Origin of the sequence: Pseudomonas mandelii (assembly GCF_006438925.1) — a bacterium.
GTDB classification, from domain to species: domain Bacteria; phylum Pseudomonadota; class Gammaproteobacteria; order Pseudomonadales; family Pseudomonadaceae; genus Aquipseudomonas; species Aquipseudomonas mandelii_C.
In genome coordinates, this window is record NZ_RCZA01000001.1 from 480,099 (window position 1) to 497,648 (window position 17,550).

Here is a 17,550-nt window from a genome sequence, read left to right on the forward strand (position 1 = left end):
ATCCGGCCTCCATATGCTAACCGCCACCACCCGGAATTAGCGCCGTGAGAATCAGACAGCCCCTGCTCGCTTTTCTGTTACTCACCTCGCTCCTTGGTGGCTGTACGACACTCAACGTTCCTCTTGAACCGAGTCAGGCCCTGCCAGCGGCGGACTCGGCGTTCGGCCGTTCCATCCAGGCCAAGGCCGCCCCCCATCAGGGCCAATCGGGCTTTCGCCTGCTCTCCGATAGCGCCGAAGCTTTCACCGCCCGTGCCGAGCTGATTCGTAGTGCACAGAGCAGCCTCGATTTGCAGTACTACATCGTCCACGACGGCATCAGCACTCGGATACTGGTGAGCGAGTTGCTCATGGCCGCCGACCGCGGCGTGCGGGTGCGGATTCTGCTAGACGACACCACCAGCGATGGCCTGGACCAAATCATCGCCACCCTCGCCGCACACCCGAAGATTCAAATCCGCGTGTTCAATCCGCTGCACCTGGGCCGCAGCACCGTGGTGACGCGAACGATGGGTCGGCTGTTCAACCTGTCGCAGCAACACCGTCGCATGCACAACAAACTGTGGGTGGCGGACAACAGCGTAGCGATCGTGGGTGGGCGCAACCTGGGGGACGAGTATTTCGATGCCGGGTCCAATCTGAATTTCACCGACATCGACATGCTCAGCGTCGGCCCGGTTGCAGAACAGCTGGGACATAGCTTTGACGAGTACTGGAACAGTGCTCTGAGCAAGCCGATCGAGCAGTTTCTCTGGACCAGGCCGACAGCCAAGGATCTGCAAAATACCCGGACCCGGCTGGACGAATCCCTGGAGGAAACGCGCAAACAGAATCACGCGCTCTATCAACAATTGATGACCTACACCACTCACCCAAGCCTGGATGTCTGGCTTCGGGAGCTGATCTGGGCCTGGAACCAGGCGTTGTGGGATGCACCGAGCAAGGTGCTGGTAAAGGGTGAGCCGGACCCGCACTTGCTGCTGGCCACCCAGTTGGCACCCGAGCTCAAAGGGGTCACCAAGGAGCTGATCATGGTTTCGGCCTACATGGTGCCCGGCGAACCGGGAATGGTGTACCTGGTCGGTCGTGCCGATGCCGGCGTGTCGGTCACTTTGCTGACCAATTCACTGGAAGCCACCGACGTACCCGCCGCGCATGGTGGTTATGCGCCTTATCGCAAAACCTTGCTGGAGCATGGTGTGCAGTTGTTCGAATTACGCCGCCAGCCCGGCGACAATGGCAGCAGCGGCAGTGGACCGAGCCTGTTTCACACCGGGTCCTCCCCCGGCTCCGACTCCAGCCTGCACAGCAAAGCGATGATTTTCGACCAACAGAAAGCCTTCATCGGCTCGTTCAATTTTGATTCGCGCTCATTACTGTGGAACACCGAAGTCGGGGTGTTGGTGGACAATCCGCAACTCGCCAGACGGGTGCGCGAATTGGCGCTGGAGGGCATGGCGCCAGCCCTCAGTTATCATGCCCAGCTGGAAAATGGCCAGATTGTCTGGGTCACCGAAGATGACGGCAAACTGCACACGCTGACCAAGGAGCCGGGGAGCTGGTGGCGGCGCTTCAATGCATGGATGAGCACCACCGTCGGCCTTGAGCGGATGTTGTAGAAGGGCACAAGATCAAAAGATCGCAGCCTTCGGCAGCTCGGGTGTGCGCCGCGCCCATGTAGGAGCTGCCGAAGGCTGCGATCTTTTGATCTATGCGGGCTGCACCGCGCCAAACGCCCCCCTGCCGCGACAGCAAAATCACCAGGCCAAACGCACCGGCCGCCATCAGCAGTGGCAACGCATGCCCGCTGATCCACTGACTGCCGGCGCCGGCCGCCAGCGGTCCGACCAGGCAACCGATACCCCACAGCTGCGCGATGTGCGCATTGGCGCGCACCAGTGCATCGTCGCGATAGCGCTCGCCGATCAGGATCAGTGACAAGGTGAACAAGCCGCCCGCACTGGCACCGAACAACACCCACAACGGCCAGATCAGCAACGTGTCGATCAACAACGGGATGGCCAGGCTCGATATCAGCAGGACCACCGCACACCCGGTGAACAACGTACGTCGGGACAAGCGATCAGCCAGTGCGCCAATCGGCAATTGCAGCAAGGCATCACCCACCACCACCGTGCTGACCATCGCCAGCGCAATTTCCGTCGTAAAGCCCTGACGCAGGCAATAAACCGGCAACAACGTCAGGATCATCGCTTCGAACGCTGCGAACAGCGAAACCGCCCAGGCAATCGCCGGCAGGCCACGGCAGAAACCCAGCAAGTCGCTGAAGGTCACGCTGCAGGCTTCACTGGTCGGCGCGCCGCTGCGGCTCATCAACAGGAACGGTGCCGCCATCAGCAAACCGACGCCGACCCAGAATCCGTAATCGTGCTCCGTGCCCAGTACGCCAAGCAGCAACGGCCCGGCCAGCTGACTCAGCGCATAGCTGCTGCCATACAGCGCCACCAGTCGCCCGCGCCATTGTTCGATCACCAGCTGGTTGATCCAGCTTTCGCCGAGGATGAAGACGAGGGTCAGGATCACCCCGATCATCAACCGCAATACCAGCCAAACCGGATAGCTCGGCAACAGCGCCAGCAAACCGATGGACAACGCCCCGGCCCACAGGCACAGACGCATCAGATTGGCCGTGCCCAGCCGCGCGGCCAGATGGCTGGAAATCTTGGCCCCCAGCAATACGCCAATGGCGGGCATCGCTGCCATCACACCGATGGCGAATGAGCCGTAACCCCAGCTTTCCAGGCGAAACGACACCAACGGCATGCTGACGCCCAGCGCCAGGCCGACACTCAAGACAGACGCCAACACGGCGAAATAAGTCGCCCAACGCATTTCCCACGCTCCTGTGGATATTATTTTTCAGGCCCGACACAAAACAATGTGGGAGCGAGCCTGCTCGCGAAGAGGCCAGCACATTCAACATCAATGTTGACTGTTACACCGTCTTCGCGAGCAGGCTCGCTCCCACAAGGGATCTACGTCGTTAAGAAAACCGACTTACAACTTGATCCAGGTCGCCTTGAGCTCGGTGTACTTGTCGAACGCATGCAGCGACTTGTCGCGACCGTTGCCGGACTGCTTGAAGCCGCCGAACGGGGCCGTCATGTCGCCGCCGTCATACTGGTTGACCCACACGCTACCGGCGCGCAGTGCCTTGGCGGTCAGGTGGGCCTTGGAAATATCCTGGGTCCACACCGCTGCGGCCAGGCCGTAAGGGGTGTCGTTGGCAATCGCAATGGCTTCTTCGGCGGTATCGAAAGTGATCACCGACAACACTGGGCCGAAGATTTCTTCCTGAGCGATTTTCATCGCATTGCTGACGCCGTCGAAAATGGTCGGCTCAACGTAGGTGCCACCGGTTTCCTGAAGAATGCGCTTGCCGCCTGCCACCAGTTTGGCGCCGTCGGTGTGGCCGGATTCGATGTAGGACAGCACGGTGTTCATCTGCTGGGTATCCACCAGCGCGCCGACGTTGGTTGCCGGGTCCAGCGGGTTGCCCGGTTTCCAGGTTTTGAGGGCCTCGATCACCAGCGGCAGGAATTTATCCTTGATCGAACGCTCCACCAGCAGGCGCGAGCCGGCGGTGCAGACTTCGCCCTGGTTGAAGGCGATGGCGCCGGCAGCCGATTCAGCGGCAGCTTGCAGATCCGGAGCATCGGCGAACACGATGTTCGGGCTCTTGCCGCCGGCTTCGAGCCAGACGCGTTTCATGTTCGATTCGCCGGAGTAGATCAGCAGTTGCTTGGCGATTTTGGTCGAACCGGTGAACACCAGGGTGTCCACATCATTGTGCAGGGCCAGGGCTTTGCCGACGGTGTGACCGTAGCCTGGCAGGACGTTCAGCACGCCTTTCGGAATACCGGCCTCAACGGCCAGCGCAGCGATGCGAATGGCGGTCAACGGGGATTTTTCGGATGGCTTGAGGATCACCGAGTTACCGGTGGACAGCGCCGGACCGAGTTTCCAGCACGCCATCATCAACGGGAAGTTCCACGGCACGATGGCGCCGACCACGCCGACCGGCTCGCGAGTCACCAGACCCAACTGGTCGTGGGGAGTGGCCGCCACTTCGTCGTAGATCTTGTCGATGGCTTCACCGCTCCAGCTCAGCGCTTGCGCCGCGCCAGGAACGTCGATGTACAGGGAATCGCTGATTGGCTTGCCCATGTCCAGGGTTTCAAGCAGGGCCAGCTCTTCGGCGTGCTGTTTCAGCAGGCCGGCGAAACGAATCATGGTGGCTTTGCGTTTGGTCGGTGCCAGGCGCGACCAGACGCCGGAATTGAAAGTGGCGCGGGCGTTTTCAACAGCACGTTGGGCGTCGGCGGCGTCACAGCTGGCAATCTTGCCCAGCAGACGGCCATCGACCGGGCTAATGCACTCGAAGGTCTCGCTGGAGACGGCATCGGTGTATTCGCCATTGATGTAGGCGCGGCCTTCGATCTTCAAATCGCGAGCCCGTTGTTCCCAATCGGCACGAGTCAGGGTGGTCATTCGAGTGTCCTCCTCTTATTGAATACGAGCGCCCCGCGGTCTTCGCGGGCGTCCTCAGGAATTCTGCCCGGCCAGCCTGCTTTTTCGGCCCAAGGCAACCGCCACCCTAAACCAGTGGCCGGGGTTGTTTCAATATATTTGACATAAGGTCGGCAAACGGCCTTGCGGTGTTCATTTTAATAAACATAGACTTTGGACTTTCCAGCCATCGCGCCGCAATCACGGGGGATTACAAGAATGAGCATCCAGGACATCGTCGACTTCAGCCAGGCCACCACCTTGCCCGATCGTTATCGACCAGACCCGGCGAAAGTCCTCAAGGGCGACCCCGAACAAGCAGTGTACAACCACTACAACAGCCCTTGCGGCCAGATGAGCGCAGGCGTGTGGGAAGGCGAAGTCGGCCAGTGGCATGTGAACTACACCGAGCATGAATACTGCGAGATCGTTCAGGGTGTTTCAGTGCTGCGCGACAACGAAGGCAACGGCAAGACCCTGCGCGTGGGCGATCGCTTCGTGATCCCGGCGGGCTTTCGCGGGACTTGGGAAGTGCTGGAAGCTTGCCGCAAGATCTATGTGGTGTTTGAACAGAAGGCTTGAGGATTTTTGTTGTTTGGGCTTGCTCGCGAAGGCGTCCTGACAGGCAACACATAATCTGCAGGCACAAAAAAGGCCCGTATCTCGCGATACGGGCCTTTTTCGTAAGAGGGAAAAATCAATTACTTGATTTTGCCTTCTTTGTAGATCACGTGCTTACGAACAACCGGATCAAATTTCTTGATCTCGATTTTGTCCGGAGTAGTGCGCTTGTTCTTGTCGGTAGTGTAGAAGTGACCAGTACCGGCGCTCGAAATCAAACGAATCAATTCACGCATGATTAGCTCCCTTAGATCTTGCCAGCTTTGCGGATTTCGGCCAGCACGACAGTGATGCCACGCTTGTCGATGATACGCATGCCTTTGGCAGATACGCGCAGACGCACGAAACGTTTCTCTTCTTCAACCCAGAAGCGGTGATGCTGCAGGTTCGGCAGGAAACGACGACGGGTTTTGTTGTTTGCGTGGGAAATGTTATTCCCAGTCACCGGACCCTTACCGGTAACTTGACATACTCTCGACATGCCTCAGCCCTCTAAAACCACATGCCCAACCCGGCATGGGTTGGCCGCTTAATCTCTCAGTCATTTGGCGCCAGGCGCCGCGTTTCTTTAGAGGTCTTACCGGCTACACCTACAGTGAAGGAACCGGGCCCCTAGAAAAGAGCGCTGCTTTATACCAGAAAGACTGGAGAGCAACAACATTCCGTGTGCGCGGACTTGATAAATTCCCCATTTTTCGGGCTCCGAGCGCCTAGGATAAAGGCTGTGGTCGATGAAGACCGCTCGTCGCAGAGAATCGGCCAACCGACCGATTCTGGGTTTTCCTCGGCCCGCATCACCGAAAACAAGCGCACATAGTCCCCTTAAAATGAAAAAGGGGATAGTCATTTGCAAAAGAGCCCACTAGGGTAAGCCTTTTCCAGACTGCACTTGCAGATGGGCCTTCGATCTGTAAAGGAATCCGACCATGCGCCTCGCTGCCCTACCGCTGTTGCTCGCCCCTCTTCTGCTGAGCCCATTGGCCCATGCCGACGCGCTGAGCGTCTGCACCGAGGCAAGCCCGGAAGGCTTCGACGTGGTGCAATACAACTCGCTGACCACCACCAACGCCTCGGCCGACGTGCTGATGAACCGCTTGGTGGACTTCGATACCGCCAGCGGCAAAGTGGTTGCCAGCCTCGCGGACAGCTGGGAAGTCACGCCCGACGGCTTGACCTATGTCTTCAAATTGCACCCGCAGGTGAAATTCCACCGCACTGAATACTTCAGCCCGACGCGTGACCTGACCGCCGAGGACGTGAAGTTCAGCTTCGACCGCATGCTCGACCCGGCAAACCCTTGGCACAAAGTCGCCCAAAGCGGCTTCCCACACGCCCAGTCGATGCAGCTGCCGGCGCTGATCAAGAAGATCGACGCGCTCGATCCGCTGACCATACGCTTTACCCTCGACCACCCGGACTCGACCTTCTTGCCGACGCTAAGCATGGGCTTCGCCTCGATCTACTCCGCCGAGTACGCCGATAAACTGATGAAGGCCGGCACCCCGGAGAAGCTCAATAGCCAGCCAATCGGCAGCGGGCCGTTCATCTTCACGCGCTTCCAGAAAGATGCCTCGATCCGCTACAAGGCCAACCCGGACTACTTCCGTGGCAAGCCTTCGGTGGATCCGCTGATTTTCGCCATCACCCCTGACGCCAACGTGCGTTTGCAGAAATTGCGCCGCAACGAGTGCCAGATCGCCCTGTCGCCCAAGCCTCTGGACGTACAGGCGGCGCTGAAAGAACCGACCCTAAAAGTGGAAAAGACTGACGCCTTCATGACCGCGTTCGTCGGCATCAACAGCCAGCATCCGCCGTTGGACAAGCCTGAAGTGCGCCAGGCGATCAACCTCGCGTTCGACAAGGCCAACTACGTCAAAGCCGTGTTCGAAGACACCGCCCAACCTGCCAACGGTCCGTACCCGCCGAACACCTGGAGCTATGCCAAAGGCCTGCCGGGTTATCCGCATGACGTCGAAAAAGCCAAAGCACTCATGGCGAAGGCCGGGCTCAAGGACGGTTTCCAGACCACCATCTGGACCCGACCTTCTGGCAGTCTGCTCAACCCGAACCCGAGCCTCAGCGCTCAAATGCTGCAATCGGACCTCGCGGAAATCGGCATCCAGGCCGAGATCCGGGTGATCGAATGGGGCGAACTGATTCGCCGCGCCAAGGCCGGTGAACACGACCTGTTGTTCATGGGCTGGGCCGGCGACAACGGTGACCCGGACAACTTCCTCACCCCGCAGTTTTCCTGCGCCGCGGTAAAATCCGGCACCAACTTCGCACGCTACTGCAACCAGGACCTGGACAAGCTGATCAGCGCCGGCAAGACCACCGGCGAGCAAGGTGTGCGTACCAAGCTCTACGAACAGGCCCAGGCACAGATCCAGCAGCAGGCGCTGTGGCTGCCGCTGGCCCACCCGACTGCCTTTGCGCTGACACGCAAGGACGTTGAGGGTTACTCGGTCAGCCCGTTCGGCCGCCAGGACTACTCGAAGGTCAACCTCAAGTAATCCGACCCGACACAAATCCCTGTGGGAGCGAGCCTGCTCGCGAAAGCGGTCTGTCAGTAGACATTGATATCGACTGACACGACGCCTTCGCGAGCAAGCCCGCTCCCACATGGGACTCACTTAACTCCGAAAACCTCGCTCACATCCACCCGTACTCGGCCATAGACAGCGGATCGCCGTCACCGATGATGAAATGGTCGAGCACCCGCACATCGATCAGGTCCAGCGCCTCTTGCAGGCGCTTGGTCAGCGTTCGGTCGGCTTGACTGGGGTTGGTATTACCCGACGGATGGTTATGGCAGAGGATCAACGCTGCGGCGTTGTGGGCCAACGCGCGCTTAACCACTTGTCTCGGATAGACACTAGTGCTGTCGATGGATCCGCGAAACAGCACTTCAAAGGCCAGCACTTGATGCCTGGAATCCAAAAAAAGACAGCCGAACACCTCGTGAGGCTCATGACGCAGCATTGACTTCAGGTAATCACGAACCGCCTGCGGATTTTCCAGCGCCGATTTTTGGCGCGCACGTTCGGCCAAATGCCGCCGGCTCATTTCCTGGACCGCTTGCAACTGAGCGAATTTCGCCGGCCCGAGCCCCAACTGCCTGCTGAATGCTGCTTGATCGGCCTCGAGCAGTGAGCGCAGGCTGCCAAACTGACTCAACAGGTGTCGCGCCAGATCTACCGCGCTTTTACCCGACACGCCCGTTCGTAAAAAAATCGCCAGCAGTTCGGCATCCGAAAGACTCCCCGAGCCCAACTCAAGCAACCTCTCCCGCGGCCGCTCCGCCGCCGGCCAATCACGAATACTCATAGCACCTCCCTGGTCTGTGGGCGCCGCTGTTCCGTAGCGGTCGCTGTGATATCGTAGCCCATCTTTTTTGCGGGCGATTTCACTCCTGGGGAGGGGGTATCGCCATGCAGTCATCAACGAAATGAAAGGCAGACCTATGCAGCGGCTGTATCGGAAACGCATCGTTCTGGGCGTCGGCGGCGGCATTGCTGCCTACAAGAGCGCCGACCTGGTTCGCCGACTGATCGACCAGGGCGCCGAAGTGCGCGTGGTCATGACCCGTGGCGGCAGCGAGTTCATCACGCCGTTGACCATGCAGGCCTTATCCGGCCACCCGGTCCACCTCGACCTGCTGGACCCCGCGGCCGAAGCCGCCATGGGCCACATCGAACTGGCCAAATGGGCCGACCTGGTGCTGATCGCCCCCGCCACCGCGGACCTCATTGCCCGCCTGGCCCAAGGCATTGCCGACGACCTGCTGACCACGCTGGTGCTGGCCACCGACGCCGTGGTCGCCGTTGCCCCGGCGATGAACCAGGCCATGTGGCGCGACCCGGCCACCCAGGCCAACCTGCAAACCCTCGAAAGCCGTGGCCTGAAAACCTTCGGCCCAGCCTCCGGCAGCCAGGCCTGCGGCGACGTCGGCATGGGCCGCATGCTCGAAGCCACCGACCTCGCCCAGTGCGCGGCAGACTGCTTCCAGCGTCAGGCGCTGACCGGCAAACACGTGCTGATCACCGCCGGCCCGACCCAGGAAAACATCGACCCGGTGCGCTACATCACTAACCACAGCTCCGGAAAAATGGGCTTTGCCCTGGCCGAGGCCGCGGTGGAAGCCGGCGCCCGCGTAACCCTGATCACCGGCCCGGTGCACCTGCAGACCCCGGATCGCGTCACCCGCATCGACGTGGTCAGCGCCCGCGACATGCTCGCCGCGTGTGAAGCCGCGATCCCTTGCGACCTGTTCATCGCCTCGGCAGCGGTCGCGGATTACCGCCCGGAAGTCGTCGCCCCACAGAAACTCAAGAAAGACCCTACGAACGGCGACGGCTTGTTGCTACAGATGGTGCGTAACCCAGACATTCTGGCCACCATTGCCACTCGCCCTGACCGTCCGTTCAGTGTCGGTTTCGCCGCCGAAACCGAACACTTGCTCGATTACGCTGCACGCAAGTTGAAAGACAAGAACCTCGATTTGATCGTCGCCAACGACGTCGCCAACCCGAGCATTGGCTTCAACAGCGAAGAAAACGCCTGCAGCGTGATCGACCGCCAGCTACACGCCACACTTTTCGCCCAGACCAGCAAGAGCAAGATTGCTCGCCAGCTGATCACTTTTATCGCCGAACGTCTGAACCAGGTTTAATTTACATGCACACTTTGCAAGCCAAGATCCTCGACCCTCGCATCGGTACCGATTTCCCGCTGCCGCAGTACGCCACGCCAGGCTCCGCCGGCCTCGACCTGCGCGCCATGCTGGAAAAAGACACCGTCATCAAGCCGGGCGAAACCCTGCTGATTCCTACCGGCCTGTCGGTGTACATCGGTGATCCAGGCCTGGCGGCGCTGATTCTGCCGCGCTCGGGCCTGGGCCATAAGCACGGCATCGTGCTGGGCAACCTGGTCGGCCTGATCGACTCCGATTATCAAGGCCCGCTGATGGTGTCGTGCTGGAACCGTGGCCAGACCGACTTCAACATCGTGGTCGGCGAACGTTTGGCTCAACTGGTTTTGGTGCCGGTGGTTCAAGCGCACTTCGAGATGGTCGAAGAGTTCGTTGAAACCGAGCGTGGCACTGGCGGTTTCGGGCATTCCGGCAGCCATTGATGATTTCCTTGTAGGAGCGAGCCTGCTCCGGGCGGCGTTCCGACGATGACGGTTGCACATTCGACAAAGATGTCGCCTGCGAGTCCGCTATCGTCGGAACGCCGCCCGGAGCCTGCTCGCTCCCACAGGTTTTGCACTGAATTGCACAGACGTCATCTGGAAGGTTTATCACTGAAAATCAACGCATTGGCCGTTCCATTACACGCTGATGTCGGGGTCATGGCCTTTACACACCACGAACTCTCAGTGGAAAAAGCCGTCATACCCTTCAGTTTGAGCCTGTCGACGAGTTCTTCGCAGCAGGTCCAGCCACCCTTCGAGATGGAGCATTTCCAGTAATGAGCACCCCAGCCCAAGTCGCACCCAAGTTCCCCGACAGCATCTTCCGCGCCTACGATATTCGCGGCACCGTCCCGGAATTCTTGAACGCTGAAACCGCTTATTGGCTCGGTCGCGCCATCGGCTCCCAGAGCCTGGCCCAGGACGAACCCAACGTGTCCGTCGGCCGTGACGGTCGCCTGTCCGGTCCAGAACTGGTCGAACAACTGATCAAAGGCCTCGCCGACAGCGGTTGCCACGTCAGCGACGTCGGCCTGGTGCCAACGCCTGCGCTGTACTACGCCGCCAACGTGCTGGCCGGCAAATCCGGCGTAATGCTCACCGGCAGCCACAACCCGTCGAACTACAACGGCTTCAAGATCGTCATCGCTGGCGACACCCTGGCCAACGAACAGATCCAGGCCCTGCACGAACGCCTCAAGACCAACAACCTGAGCAGCGGCAAGGGCAGCATCACCCAGGTCGAGATCCTCGACCGCTACAACACCGAAATCGTCCAGGACATCAAACTCGCCCGCCGCCTGAAGGTGGTGGTCGATTGCGGTAACGGCGCCGCCGGCGTGATCGCCCCGCAACTGATCGAAGCCCTGAACTGCGAAGTCATCCCGCTGTTCTGCGACGTCGACGGCAACTTCCCGAACCACCATCCGGATCCGGGCAAGCCTGAAAACCTTGTGGACCTGATCGCCAAGGTCAAGGAAACCAACGCTGACCTGGGCCTGGCCTTCGACGGCGACGGCGACCGCGTCGGCGTGGTGACCAACACCGGCAGCATCGTCTACCCGGACCGCCTGCTGATGCTGTTTGCCCGTGACGTACTGGCGCGCAATGCTGACGCGGAAATCATTTTCGACGTCAAATGCACCCGTCGCCTGACACCGCTGATCAAGGAATACGGCGGTCGTCCGCTCATGTGGAAGACCGGTCACTCGTTGATCAAAAAGAAAATGAAGCAAACCGGCGCCCTGTTGGCCGGCGAAATGAGCGGCCACATCTTCTTCAAGGAGCGCTGGTTCGGTTTCGACGACGGCATTTACAGCGCCGCGCGTCTGCTGGAGATCCTCAGCAAAGAAAAATCCACCGCGGAAGAGCTGTTTGCGACCTTCCCGAACGATATTTCTACGCCGGAAATCAATATCCATGTGACCGAAGAGAGCAAATTCAGCATCATTGATGCTCTGCACGACGCGAAGTGGGGCGAAGGCGCCGACCTGACCACCATTGACGGCGTGCGAGTCGACTACGCCAAAGGCTGGGGCCTGGTGCGCGCGTCCAACACCACACCGGTGCTGGTGCTGCGCTTCGAGGCCGATGACGAGGCGGAATTGCAACGCATCAAGGACGTGTTCAAAGTCCAGTTGAAGCGTGTTGCACCTGATCTCCAATTACCGTTCTGATTTAACGAAGCACCCGGAGCCCTGAATGACCCTCGAACGCGAAGCCGCCGCCAACACCGCCAAGGTCCTGTCCGAAGCGCTGCCTTACATTCGCCGCTATGTCGGCAAGACGCTGGTGATCAAATACGGCGGCAACGCGATGGAAAGCGAGGAGCTGAAAACCGGCTTCGCCCGCGACATCGTGCTGATGAAAGCCGTCGGCATTAACCCGGTGGTGGTTCACGGTGGCGGCCCGCAAATCGGCGACCTGCTCAAGCGTCTGTCGATCGAGAGCCACTTCATCGATGGCATGCGCGTGACTGACGCGCAAACCATGGACGTGGTGGAAATGGTCCTCGGCGGCCAGGTCAACAAGGACATCGTCAACCTGATCAACCGTCATGGCGGCAGCGCCATCGGCCTGACCGGTAAAGATGCCGAGCTGATTCGTGCGAAAAAGCTCACCGTGACCCGCCAAACGCCGGAGATGACTCAACCGGAAATCATCGACATCGGTCAGGTGGGCGAAGTGGTCGGGATCAACACCGACCTGCTGAACCTGCTGGTCAAAGGTGACTTCATCCCGGTGATCGCGCCAATCGGTGTCGGCGCCAACGGCGAGTCGTACAACATCAACGCTGACCTGGTGGCCGGTAAAGTCGCCGAAGCGCTGAAAGCTGAAAAGCTGATGCTGCTGACCAACATCGCCGGCCTGATGGACAAGTCGGGCACGGTCCTGACCGGCCTGACCACCCAACAGGTCGACGATTTGATCGCCGACGGCACCATCTACGGCGGCATGCTGCCGAAGATCCGTTGCGCGCTGGAAGCCGTGCAAGGTGGCGTGGGCAGCTCGTTGATCATCGATGGCCGGGTGCCGAATGCGATTCTGCTGGAGATCTTCACCGATACGGGCGTGGGTACTTTGATCAGTAATCGCAAGCGTCCCTGATTTATAGAGCCTTGAAAGATCGCAGCCTTCGGCAGCTCCTACAAAAGCGGATTTTCGGATGTACGAAAACTCTGTAGGAGCTGACGAAGTCTGCGATCTTTTTTATGCGCATAGGAAATGTCTTACCTGAGTCAACGAAACGTCCGACATCGCGAAAGAACAAATCTGCATAGGATCCTCCCTGTATCCACAGGAGATCTTCCCCATGAAAAAAGACCACGTTCCCTACGGCAGTGATGTTTCAGCAGGCACTTACGAGTGCGCAGACTGCGGGCGCGAATACACCAATCAGTCAAAGACTTCGCTTCCGCCGTGTCCAGACTTCAAACCAAGCACCCACGTACTCAATGGCTGGAATATCCTGACCGGCCAAGGTGACGCCGTGGCAGATCCGTATCCAAACAAGCCTTCCAAGTAATCACGGGAGCCTGAACCATGCAGATCTCGTTCACGATTGACGCCCAGGCATTCGACCTCGAGCAAAAGGAGCCGGTCAAAAAGACCCTGAGGATCTCCGACCACGAAATCGCCCACGCCCTGCAGCGAATCGCCAAGGCGAGCCTGACCGAATACTTGAAAATGCTGGTAGAAGGCGGCATGCCGAGTCGGGCCGATGAAGCGAAACAGGACCGCTTGCTGTATCTGATTCAAAGCTACTTCGGGCAGACATTGCCGACCGAATCCCAGATATCGACGATTTTTCAGCTGACCCAGAGCCAAAGCAAAACCCTGCTGAAAAACACGGTTTCGCGCTTTCGCAATCAGTTGGACGAGATCCTTCAACACAGCATGAGGGCCGTGATCGAAACGGCAGAGCATGCGCAGACGGTTTATCTGGTGGTGATCAGCTCTGACGTCATCCGTGATGAACTGAACATGCTGATCACCCAGAACGAGCCGACTTTCAAACCCATTACAAAACGCAAAGGCAGCGCCGGGCAGTTTGAAATCAGTGAAGATTCCCACGCGCTGTTGTGCCAGACACTGGGCCTGAATGCCGTTCAGTGACATCGTCGCGGTCAGCGGTTTGCTGCTGACCCTGACCACCTTCATGTTCAACCTGGCGTGGCCAAGGCTGCAAGAAGCATTGGAACTGGATGAAAAACAGCCAGGTGCGCTTGCCAGAAAACGCAGCCGCAAAACAGTAATGAACGTTTTGTTCGGCCGCGCTCTTCCACTGACGGCCGCCTTCGCGGCGCTGTTTTACGTCAACTTCCCTGCCGCCGTGAGGATCATGGGAAGCAGCACGCTGGATCTGTGGGATTTCGACGTGGATCGTACGCTCTACGTGCTAGTCGTCCTGGCACTGCTGGTGTTTGCGCTGTTCAACCTGGGATTGGCACTAAAACTAATAGGAAAATGGCAAAGACTGCGCTGACGACATAAAACAAAAGACCCCGCTCGGACTGGCTGAGCGGGGTCTTTTTTTGTACGCCGCTCCCACAAGGGATTGTGGTTAGACGCCGAACTGCGCGCGGTAGGCTTCAACCGCCGGCAGATGTTGCTTGAGCTGCGGATCGTCAGCCAGGAATTCGAGCACCTGGTTCAGCGAAACAATGCTGATCACCGGAATACCGAAGTCACGCTCCACTTCCTGGATGGCCGACAACTCGCCGTTGCCACGCTCCTGACGGTTCAGGGCGATGAGCACACCCGCCGCCTTGGCGCCGTCCTGAGAGGCGATGATCTGCATCACCTCACGGATGGCAGTGCCAGCGGTGATCACGTCGTCGATGATCAGCACGTCGCCGGTCAACGGTGCGCCGACCAGGCTGCCGCCTTCGCCGTGAGCCTTGGCTTCCTTGCGGTTGAAGCACCATGGCAAATCACGATCATGATGCTCGGCCAAGGCCACTGCGGTGGTCGCCGCCAAAGGGATGCCTTTGTACGCCGGGCCAAACAATACATCGAACGAAATACCGCTCTCGATGATGGCTGCCGCGTAGAAACGACCCAGCTGCGCAAGAGCCGAGCCCGAGTTGAACAGGCCGGCATTGAAGAAGTAAGGACTGGTGCGTCCGGACTTCAGGGTGAACTCGCCGAAGCGCAAAACGCCGCGATCGATGGCAAAACGAATGAAATCGCGCTGATACGCTTGCATGAAAAAAACCCCAAATACCACGGATTTAGCTAATTAGGTTGACGCCGTGTATCATACACGCACGCGATTTTTGGGGCCATTTATGCGGATCATCAGTGTGAACGTCAATGGTATTCAGGCTGCAGTGGAGCGAGGGTTGCTCAGTTGGCTGCAAGCACAGAATGCCGACGTCATCTGCCTGCAGGACACCCGCGCCTCCGCCTTTGAACTGGACGATCCAGCCTTCCAACTGGATGGCTACTTCCTTTATGCCTGCGAAGCCGAAGTTCCCGCCCAAGGTGGCGTGGCTTTGTATTCGCGGCTGCAACCGAAGGCAGTCATCAGCGGTCTCGGCTTCGAGACGGCCGACCGCTACGGGCGCTACCTGCAAGCCGATTTCGACAAGGTCAGCATCGCGACCTTACTGCTCCCTTCGGGGCAGAACGGCGATGAAGACTTGAACCAGAAGTTCAAGCTAATGGACGATTTCGCCCGTTATCTGGATAAACAGCGACGCAAACGTCGCGAGTACATTTACTGTGGCTCGCTGTACGTGGCGCAACAGAAGCTGGATATCAAAAACTGGCGTGACAGCCAGCAATCCCCGGGCTTCCTGGCACCTGAACGCGCCTGGATGGACGAGATTGTCGGCAACATGGGCTATGTCGATGCCCTGCGCGAAGTCAGCCGTGAAGGTGACCAGTACAGCTGGTGGCCGGATAACGAACAGGCTGAAATGCTCAACCTCGGTTGGCGTTTCGACTATCAGTTGCTGACGCCGGGTCTGCGCCGTTTCGTACGTAGCGCGCGCTTGCCTCGTCAGCCACGGTTCTCGCAGCACGCACCGCTGATCGTGGACTACGACTGGACGCTGACTATCTAGGTTTCGCTGACACGAAAACCTGCTGACCGGTTGACGAAAATGCCCGTATCGAAAGATACGGGCATTTTTCTTATGCGCTATACCTTCAAACAGCGGCGAAAAACGGCAGCGCCAGATACAACTTGATCACGATGACATTAATGATGTCGATGAAGAAAGCACCCACCATTGGCACCACTAGAAACGCTATCTGCGAAGGTCCATAACGCTGTGTCACCGCTTGCATGTTAGCGATGGCAGTTGGCGTTGCTCCTAATCCGAAACCGCAGTGCCCCGCCGCCAGAACTGCTGCATCGTAGTTGCTACCCATCATTCTGAATGTCACGAAAATCGCAAACAGTGCCATGATCAACGCTTGCGCAGCCAGGATGATAAAGATCGGCAAAGCCAGTGCTGCCAGATCCCACAGTTTGAGCGACATCAGAGCGATCGCCAGAAACAGCGATAAGCTGACATTCCCCAACACGGAAACTTCACGCTCAAACACCTGATACAAGCCAAACGCTGAAAGCCCGTTCCGTAAAATCACACCCACGAACAAGACGCAAACGAACGTCGGCAGCTCAAATGCAGTTCCTTGGAGCAGACCATTCAGGATAGAACCAACCAGCAAGCTGACCGCGATCAGAGCGAGTGTCTCGATAAACGAAAATGGCGTGATCGAGCGCTCTTTGTTCGGTTGCTCAAAGCCCTTTGGCAGCCGTGGCTTTTCTTGCTTGAGGCCGGGCACCTGGACACGTTTGATGAGCAGGCGAGCGACCGGACCACCAATCAAGCCGCCTAATACCAGGCCAAACGTCGCAGAGGCTATCGCGAGCTCAGAGGCAGAAGCCAGACCGTACTTCTCACTGAACACCGTTCCCCACGCAGCGCCTGTACCGTGACCACCCGCCAAGGTAATCGAGCCTGTCAGCAGGCCCATCAAAGGATCGAGTCCCAACGTTTTTGCAAGCGCGATGCCCATGGCATTCTGGACCACCAAAAGCGTGGTGACCGCCAGTAGAAAGATTCCCACTACGCGCCCGCCTTTCTTCAGGCTGGCGAAGTCTGCGCTCAAGCCGATGGTGGCAAAAAAAGCCAACATCAAGGGAGTTTGCAGTGAGGTGTCAAATCGGACGTCAATATCAAGTCCCCGCAAAGCCAGGAGAAGCAGAGCAACCACCAGGCCGCCTGCTACAGGTTCAGGGATATTGTAGTTGCGTAAAAAACCAATTCGGGTGACTAGTCCGCGCCCCAATAACAGCACTAAAGAGGCGGCCACAAGTGTTCCATAAAAATCGAGCTGAACCATCGGGATTATTCTTTTATATATACGTTCAGAGGCGAACTTTTTACCTGGACACGCCTCATGAACAGATTGATCTTCTCAACACTGATTTACTTTAAATTCAAGGACCTTCAATGGTCCGAATATATCGAAATATTTCTGAAGGAATATTACTTGGGGCAACTTTATCAACCGCGAAGTCTCATTACCAAGCACATAGGCGGTGCAGTGGCGAAAGCAGTTGTGACTAGAAGTGTAAGTGCGACAGTGCGTAGCAATACCTGCGGCAGCTGGATATTGCTAACGGCAACGTTTGGGAAGTTAATCCAATACAAAAAAACAAATGCCCCGACAAGTCAGGGCATTTGC

At 58.3% G+C, this 17,550-nt stretch carries 16 protein-coding genes and 2 pseudogenes; 11 read left to right on the plus strand and 7 right to left on the minus strand.

Going from position 1 to position 17,550, the window contains the following annotated elements; all coding sequences use genetic code 11:
* The first annotated feature begins 44 nt into the window (after positions 1–44).
* The gene (locus tag EAH74_RS02285; RefSeq protein WP_140675500.1) at positions 45–1,619 is read left to right on the plus strand and encodes a phospholipase D family protein; all 1,575 of its coding nucleotides are present in this window, start codon (positions 45–47) and stop codon (positions 1,617–1,619) included.
* Between the two features lie 90 nt (positions 1,620–1,709).
* Here EAH74_RS02285 and EAH74_RS02290 read toward each other — a convergent pair.
* Together EAH74_RS02290 and EAH74_RS02300 are read right to left on the minus strand one after the other, a co-directional pair.
* Positions 1,710–2,853: pseudogene (locus tag EAH74_RS02290) on the minus strand (MFS transporter).
* 165 nt (positions 2,854–3,018) lie between these two features.
* Positions 3,019–4,512: an aldehyde dehydrogenase gene (locus EAH74_RS02300; RefSeq protein WP_123367151.1), complete on the minus strand. Its 1,494-nt coding sequence runs from the start codon at positions 4,510–4,512 to the stop codon at positions 3,019–3,021.
* Positions 4,513–4,749: 237 nt separating this feature from the next.
* Here EAH74_RS02300 and EAH74_RS02305 point away from each other — a divergent pair, with 237 nt between their 5' ends.
* The gene (locus tag EAH74_RS02305) at positions 4,750–5,112 is read left to right on the plus strand and encodes a cupin domain-containing protein (RefSeq protein ID WP_140675503.1); all 363 of its coding nucleotides are present in this window, start codon (positions 4,750–4,752) and stop codon (positions 5,110–5,112) included.
* Between the two features lie 119 nt (positions 5,113–5,231).
* On the opposite strand, the gene rpmG is transcribed toward EAH74_RS02305, so the two are convergent.
* Positions 5,232–5,387: a 50S ribosomal protein L33 gene (gene rpmG, locus EAH74_RS02310; RefSeq protein WP_007894709.1), complete on the minus strand. Its 156-nt coding sequence runs from the start codon at positions 5,385–5,387 to the stop codon at positions 5,232–5,234.
* 11 nt (positions 5,388–5,398) lie between these two features.
* On the minus strand, positions 5,399–5,632 hold the full coding sequence (gene rpmB, locus EAH74_RS02315) for a 50S ribosomal protein L28 (protein ID WP_007894701.1): 234 nt from the start codon (positions 5,630–5,632) through the stop codon (positions 5,399–5,401).
* A 445-nt stretch (positions 5,633–6,077) separates the two neighbouring features.
* On the opposite strand from rpmB, the gene EAH74_RS02320 reads away from it, so the two are divergent.
* Positions 6,078–7,664 (plus strand): ABC transporter substrate-binding protein, encoded by a 1,587-nt coding sequence (locus EAH74_RS02320; protein ID WP_123367153.1) that lies wholly within the window; start codon positions 6,078–6,080, stop codon positions 7,662–7,664.
* A 139-nt stretch (positions 7,665–7,803) separates the two neighbouring features.
* Here EAH74_RS02320 and radC read toward each other — a convergent pair whose 3' ends face one another.
* Positions 7,804–8,478, minus strand: coding sequence for a RadC family protein (gene radC / locus EAH74_RS02325; RefSeq protein ID WP_140675506.1), 675 nt, complete (start codon positions 8,476–8,478; stop codon positions 7,804–7,806).
* Between the two features lie 136 nt (positions 8,479–8,614).
* Between radC and coaBC the strand changes: the two genes are divergently transcribed.
* From coaBC to EAH74_RS02365, 7 genes and pseudogenes are all read left to right on the plus strand, one after another.
* Complete coding sequence (gene coaBC / locus EAH74_RS02330) at positions 8,615–9,823, plus strand: bifunctional phosphopantothenoylcysteine decarboxylase/phosphopantothenate--cysteine ligase CoaBC (RefSeq protein WP_123367155.1); 1,209 nt, start codon at positions 8,615–8,617, stop codon at positions 9,821–9,823.
* 5 nt (positions 9,824–9,828) lie between these two features.
* Positions 9,829–10,284: a dUTP diphosphatase gene (gene dut / locus EAH74_RS02335; RefSeq protein ID WP_140675509.1), complete on the plus strand. Its 456-nt coding sequence runs from the start codon at positions 9,829–9,831 to the stop codon at positions 10,282–10,284.
* Between the two features lie 332 nt (positions 10,285–10,616).
* A pseudogene (locus tag EAH74_RS02345) lies at positions 10,617–12,020 on the plus strand (phosphomannomutase/phosphoglucomutase); the annotation flags it as partial.
* 25 nt (positions 12,021–12,045) lie between these two features.
* Complete coding sequence (gene argB, locus EAH74_RS02350) at positions 12,046–12,951, plus strand: acetylglutamate kinase (protein WP_109626724.1); 906 nt, start codon at positions 12,046–12,048, stop codon at positions 12,949–12,951.
* A gap of 205 nt (positions 12,952–13,156) precedes the next feature.
* Positions 13,157–13,369 carry a hypothetical protein gene (locus tag EAH74_RS02355; protein WP_074871958.1) on the plus strand — a complete coding sequence of 71 codons (213 nt, stop codon included), beginning with the start codon at positions 13,157–13,159 and terminating at the stop codon, positions 13,367–13,369.
* Between the two features lie 17 nt (positions 13,370–13,386).
* A complete protein-coding gene (locus EAH74_RS02360) occupies positions 13,387–13,959 on the plus strand; it encodes a hypothetical protein (protein ID WP_140675517.1) in 573 nt (190 codons plus the stop codon).
* Complete coding sequence (locus EAH74_RS02365) at positions 13,946–14,329, plus strand: hypothetical protein (protein WP_140675522.1); 384 nt, start codon at positions 13,946–13,948, stop codon at positions 14,327–14,329. The genes EAH74_RS02360 and EAH74_RS02365 overlap by 14 nt, the downstream gene beginning before the upstream one ends.
* Before the next feature lie 78 nt (positions 14,330–14,407).
* Here EAH74_RS02365 and pyrE read toward each other — a convergent pair whose 3' ends face one another.
* Positions 14,408–15,052 (minus strand): orotate phosphoribosyltransferase, encoded by a 645-nt coding sequence (pyrE, locus tag EAH74_RS02370; protein ID WP_123367160.1) that lies wholly within the window; start codon positions 15,050–15,052, stop codon positions 14,408–14,410.
* Between the two features lie 82 nt (positions 15,053–15,134).
* On the opposite strand from pyrE, the gene EAH74_RS02375 reads away from it, so the two are divergent.
* Entirely contained in the window at positions 15,135–15,914 is a 780-nt protein-coding gene (locus EAH74_RS02375) for an exodeoxyribonuclease III (protein WP_007934608.1), read from the plus strand.
* 85 nt (positions 15,915–15,999) lie between these two features.
* Here EAH74_RS02375 and gltS read toward each other — a convergent pair whose 3' ends face one another.
* Positions 16,000–17,205 (minus strand): sodium/glutamate symporter, encoded by a 1,206-nt coding sequence (gene gltS / locus EAH74_RS02380; protein ID WP_123367161.1) that lies wholly within the window; start codon positions 17,203–17,205, stop codon positions 16,000–16,002.
* Positions 17,206–17,550 lie beyond the last annotated feature (345 nt).

Excerpts from the sequence above, each read along its gene's own strand:
- rpmG (WP_007894709.1), bottom strand. The coding sequence starts at position 5,387 with ATGCGTGAATTGATTCGTTTGATTTCGAGCGCCGGTACTGGTCACTTC.
- EAH74_RS02355 (WP_074871958.1), top strand. The coding sequence starts at position 13,157 with ATGAAAAAAGACCACGTTCCCTACGGCAGTGATGTTTCAGCAGGCACT.
- pyrE (WP_123367160.1), bottom strand. The coding sequence starts at position 15,052 with ATGCAAGCGTATCAGCGCGATTTCATTCGTTTTGCCATCGATCGCGGC.
- gltS (WP_123367161.1), bottom strand. The coding sequence starts at position 17,205 with ATGGTTCAGCTCGATTTTTATGGAACACTTGTGGCCGCCTCTTTAGTG.
- EAH74_RS02300 (WP_123367151.1), bottom strand. The coding sequence starts at position 4,512 with ATGACCACCCTGACTCGTGCCGATTGGGAACAACGGGCTCGCGATTTG.
- EAH74_RS02320 (WP_123367153.1), top strand. The coding sequence starts at position 6,078 with ATGCGCCTCGCTGCCCTACCGCTGTTGCTCGCCCCTCTTCTGCTGAGC.
- EAH74_RS02305 (WP_140675503.1), top strand. The coding sequence starts at position 4,750 with ATGAGCATCCAGGACATCGTCGACTTCAGCCAGGCCACCACCTTGCCC.
- EAH74_RS02360 (WP_140675517.1), top strand. The coding sequence starts at position 13,387 with ATGCAGATCTCGTTCACGATTGACGCCCAGGCATTCGACCTCGAGCAA.
- rpmB (WP_007894701.1), bottom strand. The coding sequence starts at position 5,632 with ATGTCGAGAGTATGTCAAGTTACCGGTAAGGGTCCGGTGACTGGGAAT.
- coaBC (WP_123367155.1), top strand. The coding sequence starts at position 8,615 with ATGCAGCGGCTGTATCGGAAACGCATCGTTCTGGGCGTCGGCGGCGGC.
- EAH74_RS02375 (WP_007934608.1), top strand. The coding sequence starts at position 15,135 with ATGCGGATCATCAGTGTGAACGTCAATGGTATTCAGGCTGCAGTGGAG.
- EAH74_RS02365 (WP_140675522.1), top strand. The coding sequence starts at position 13,946 with ATGCCGTTCAGTGACATCGTCGCGGTCAGCGGTTTGCTGCTGACCCTG.
- dut (WP_140675509.1), top strand. The coding sequence starts at position 9,829 with ATGCACACTTTGCAAGCCAAGATCCTCGACCCTCGCATCGGTACCGAT.
- radC (WP_140675506.1), bottom strand. The coding sequence starts at position 8,478 with ATGAGTATTCGTGATTGGCCGGCGGCGGAGCGGCCGCGGGAGAGGTTG.
- argB (WP_109626724.1), top strand. The coding sequence starts at position 12,046 with ATGACCCTCGAACGCGAAGCCGCCGCCAACACCGCCAAGGTCCTGTCC.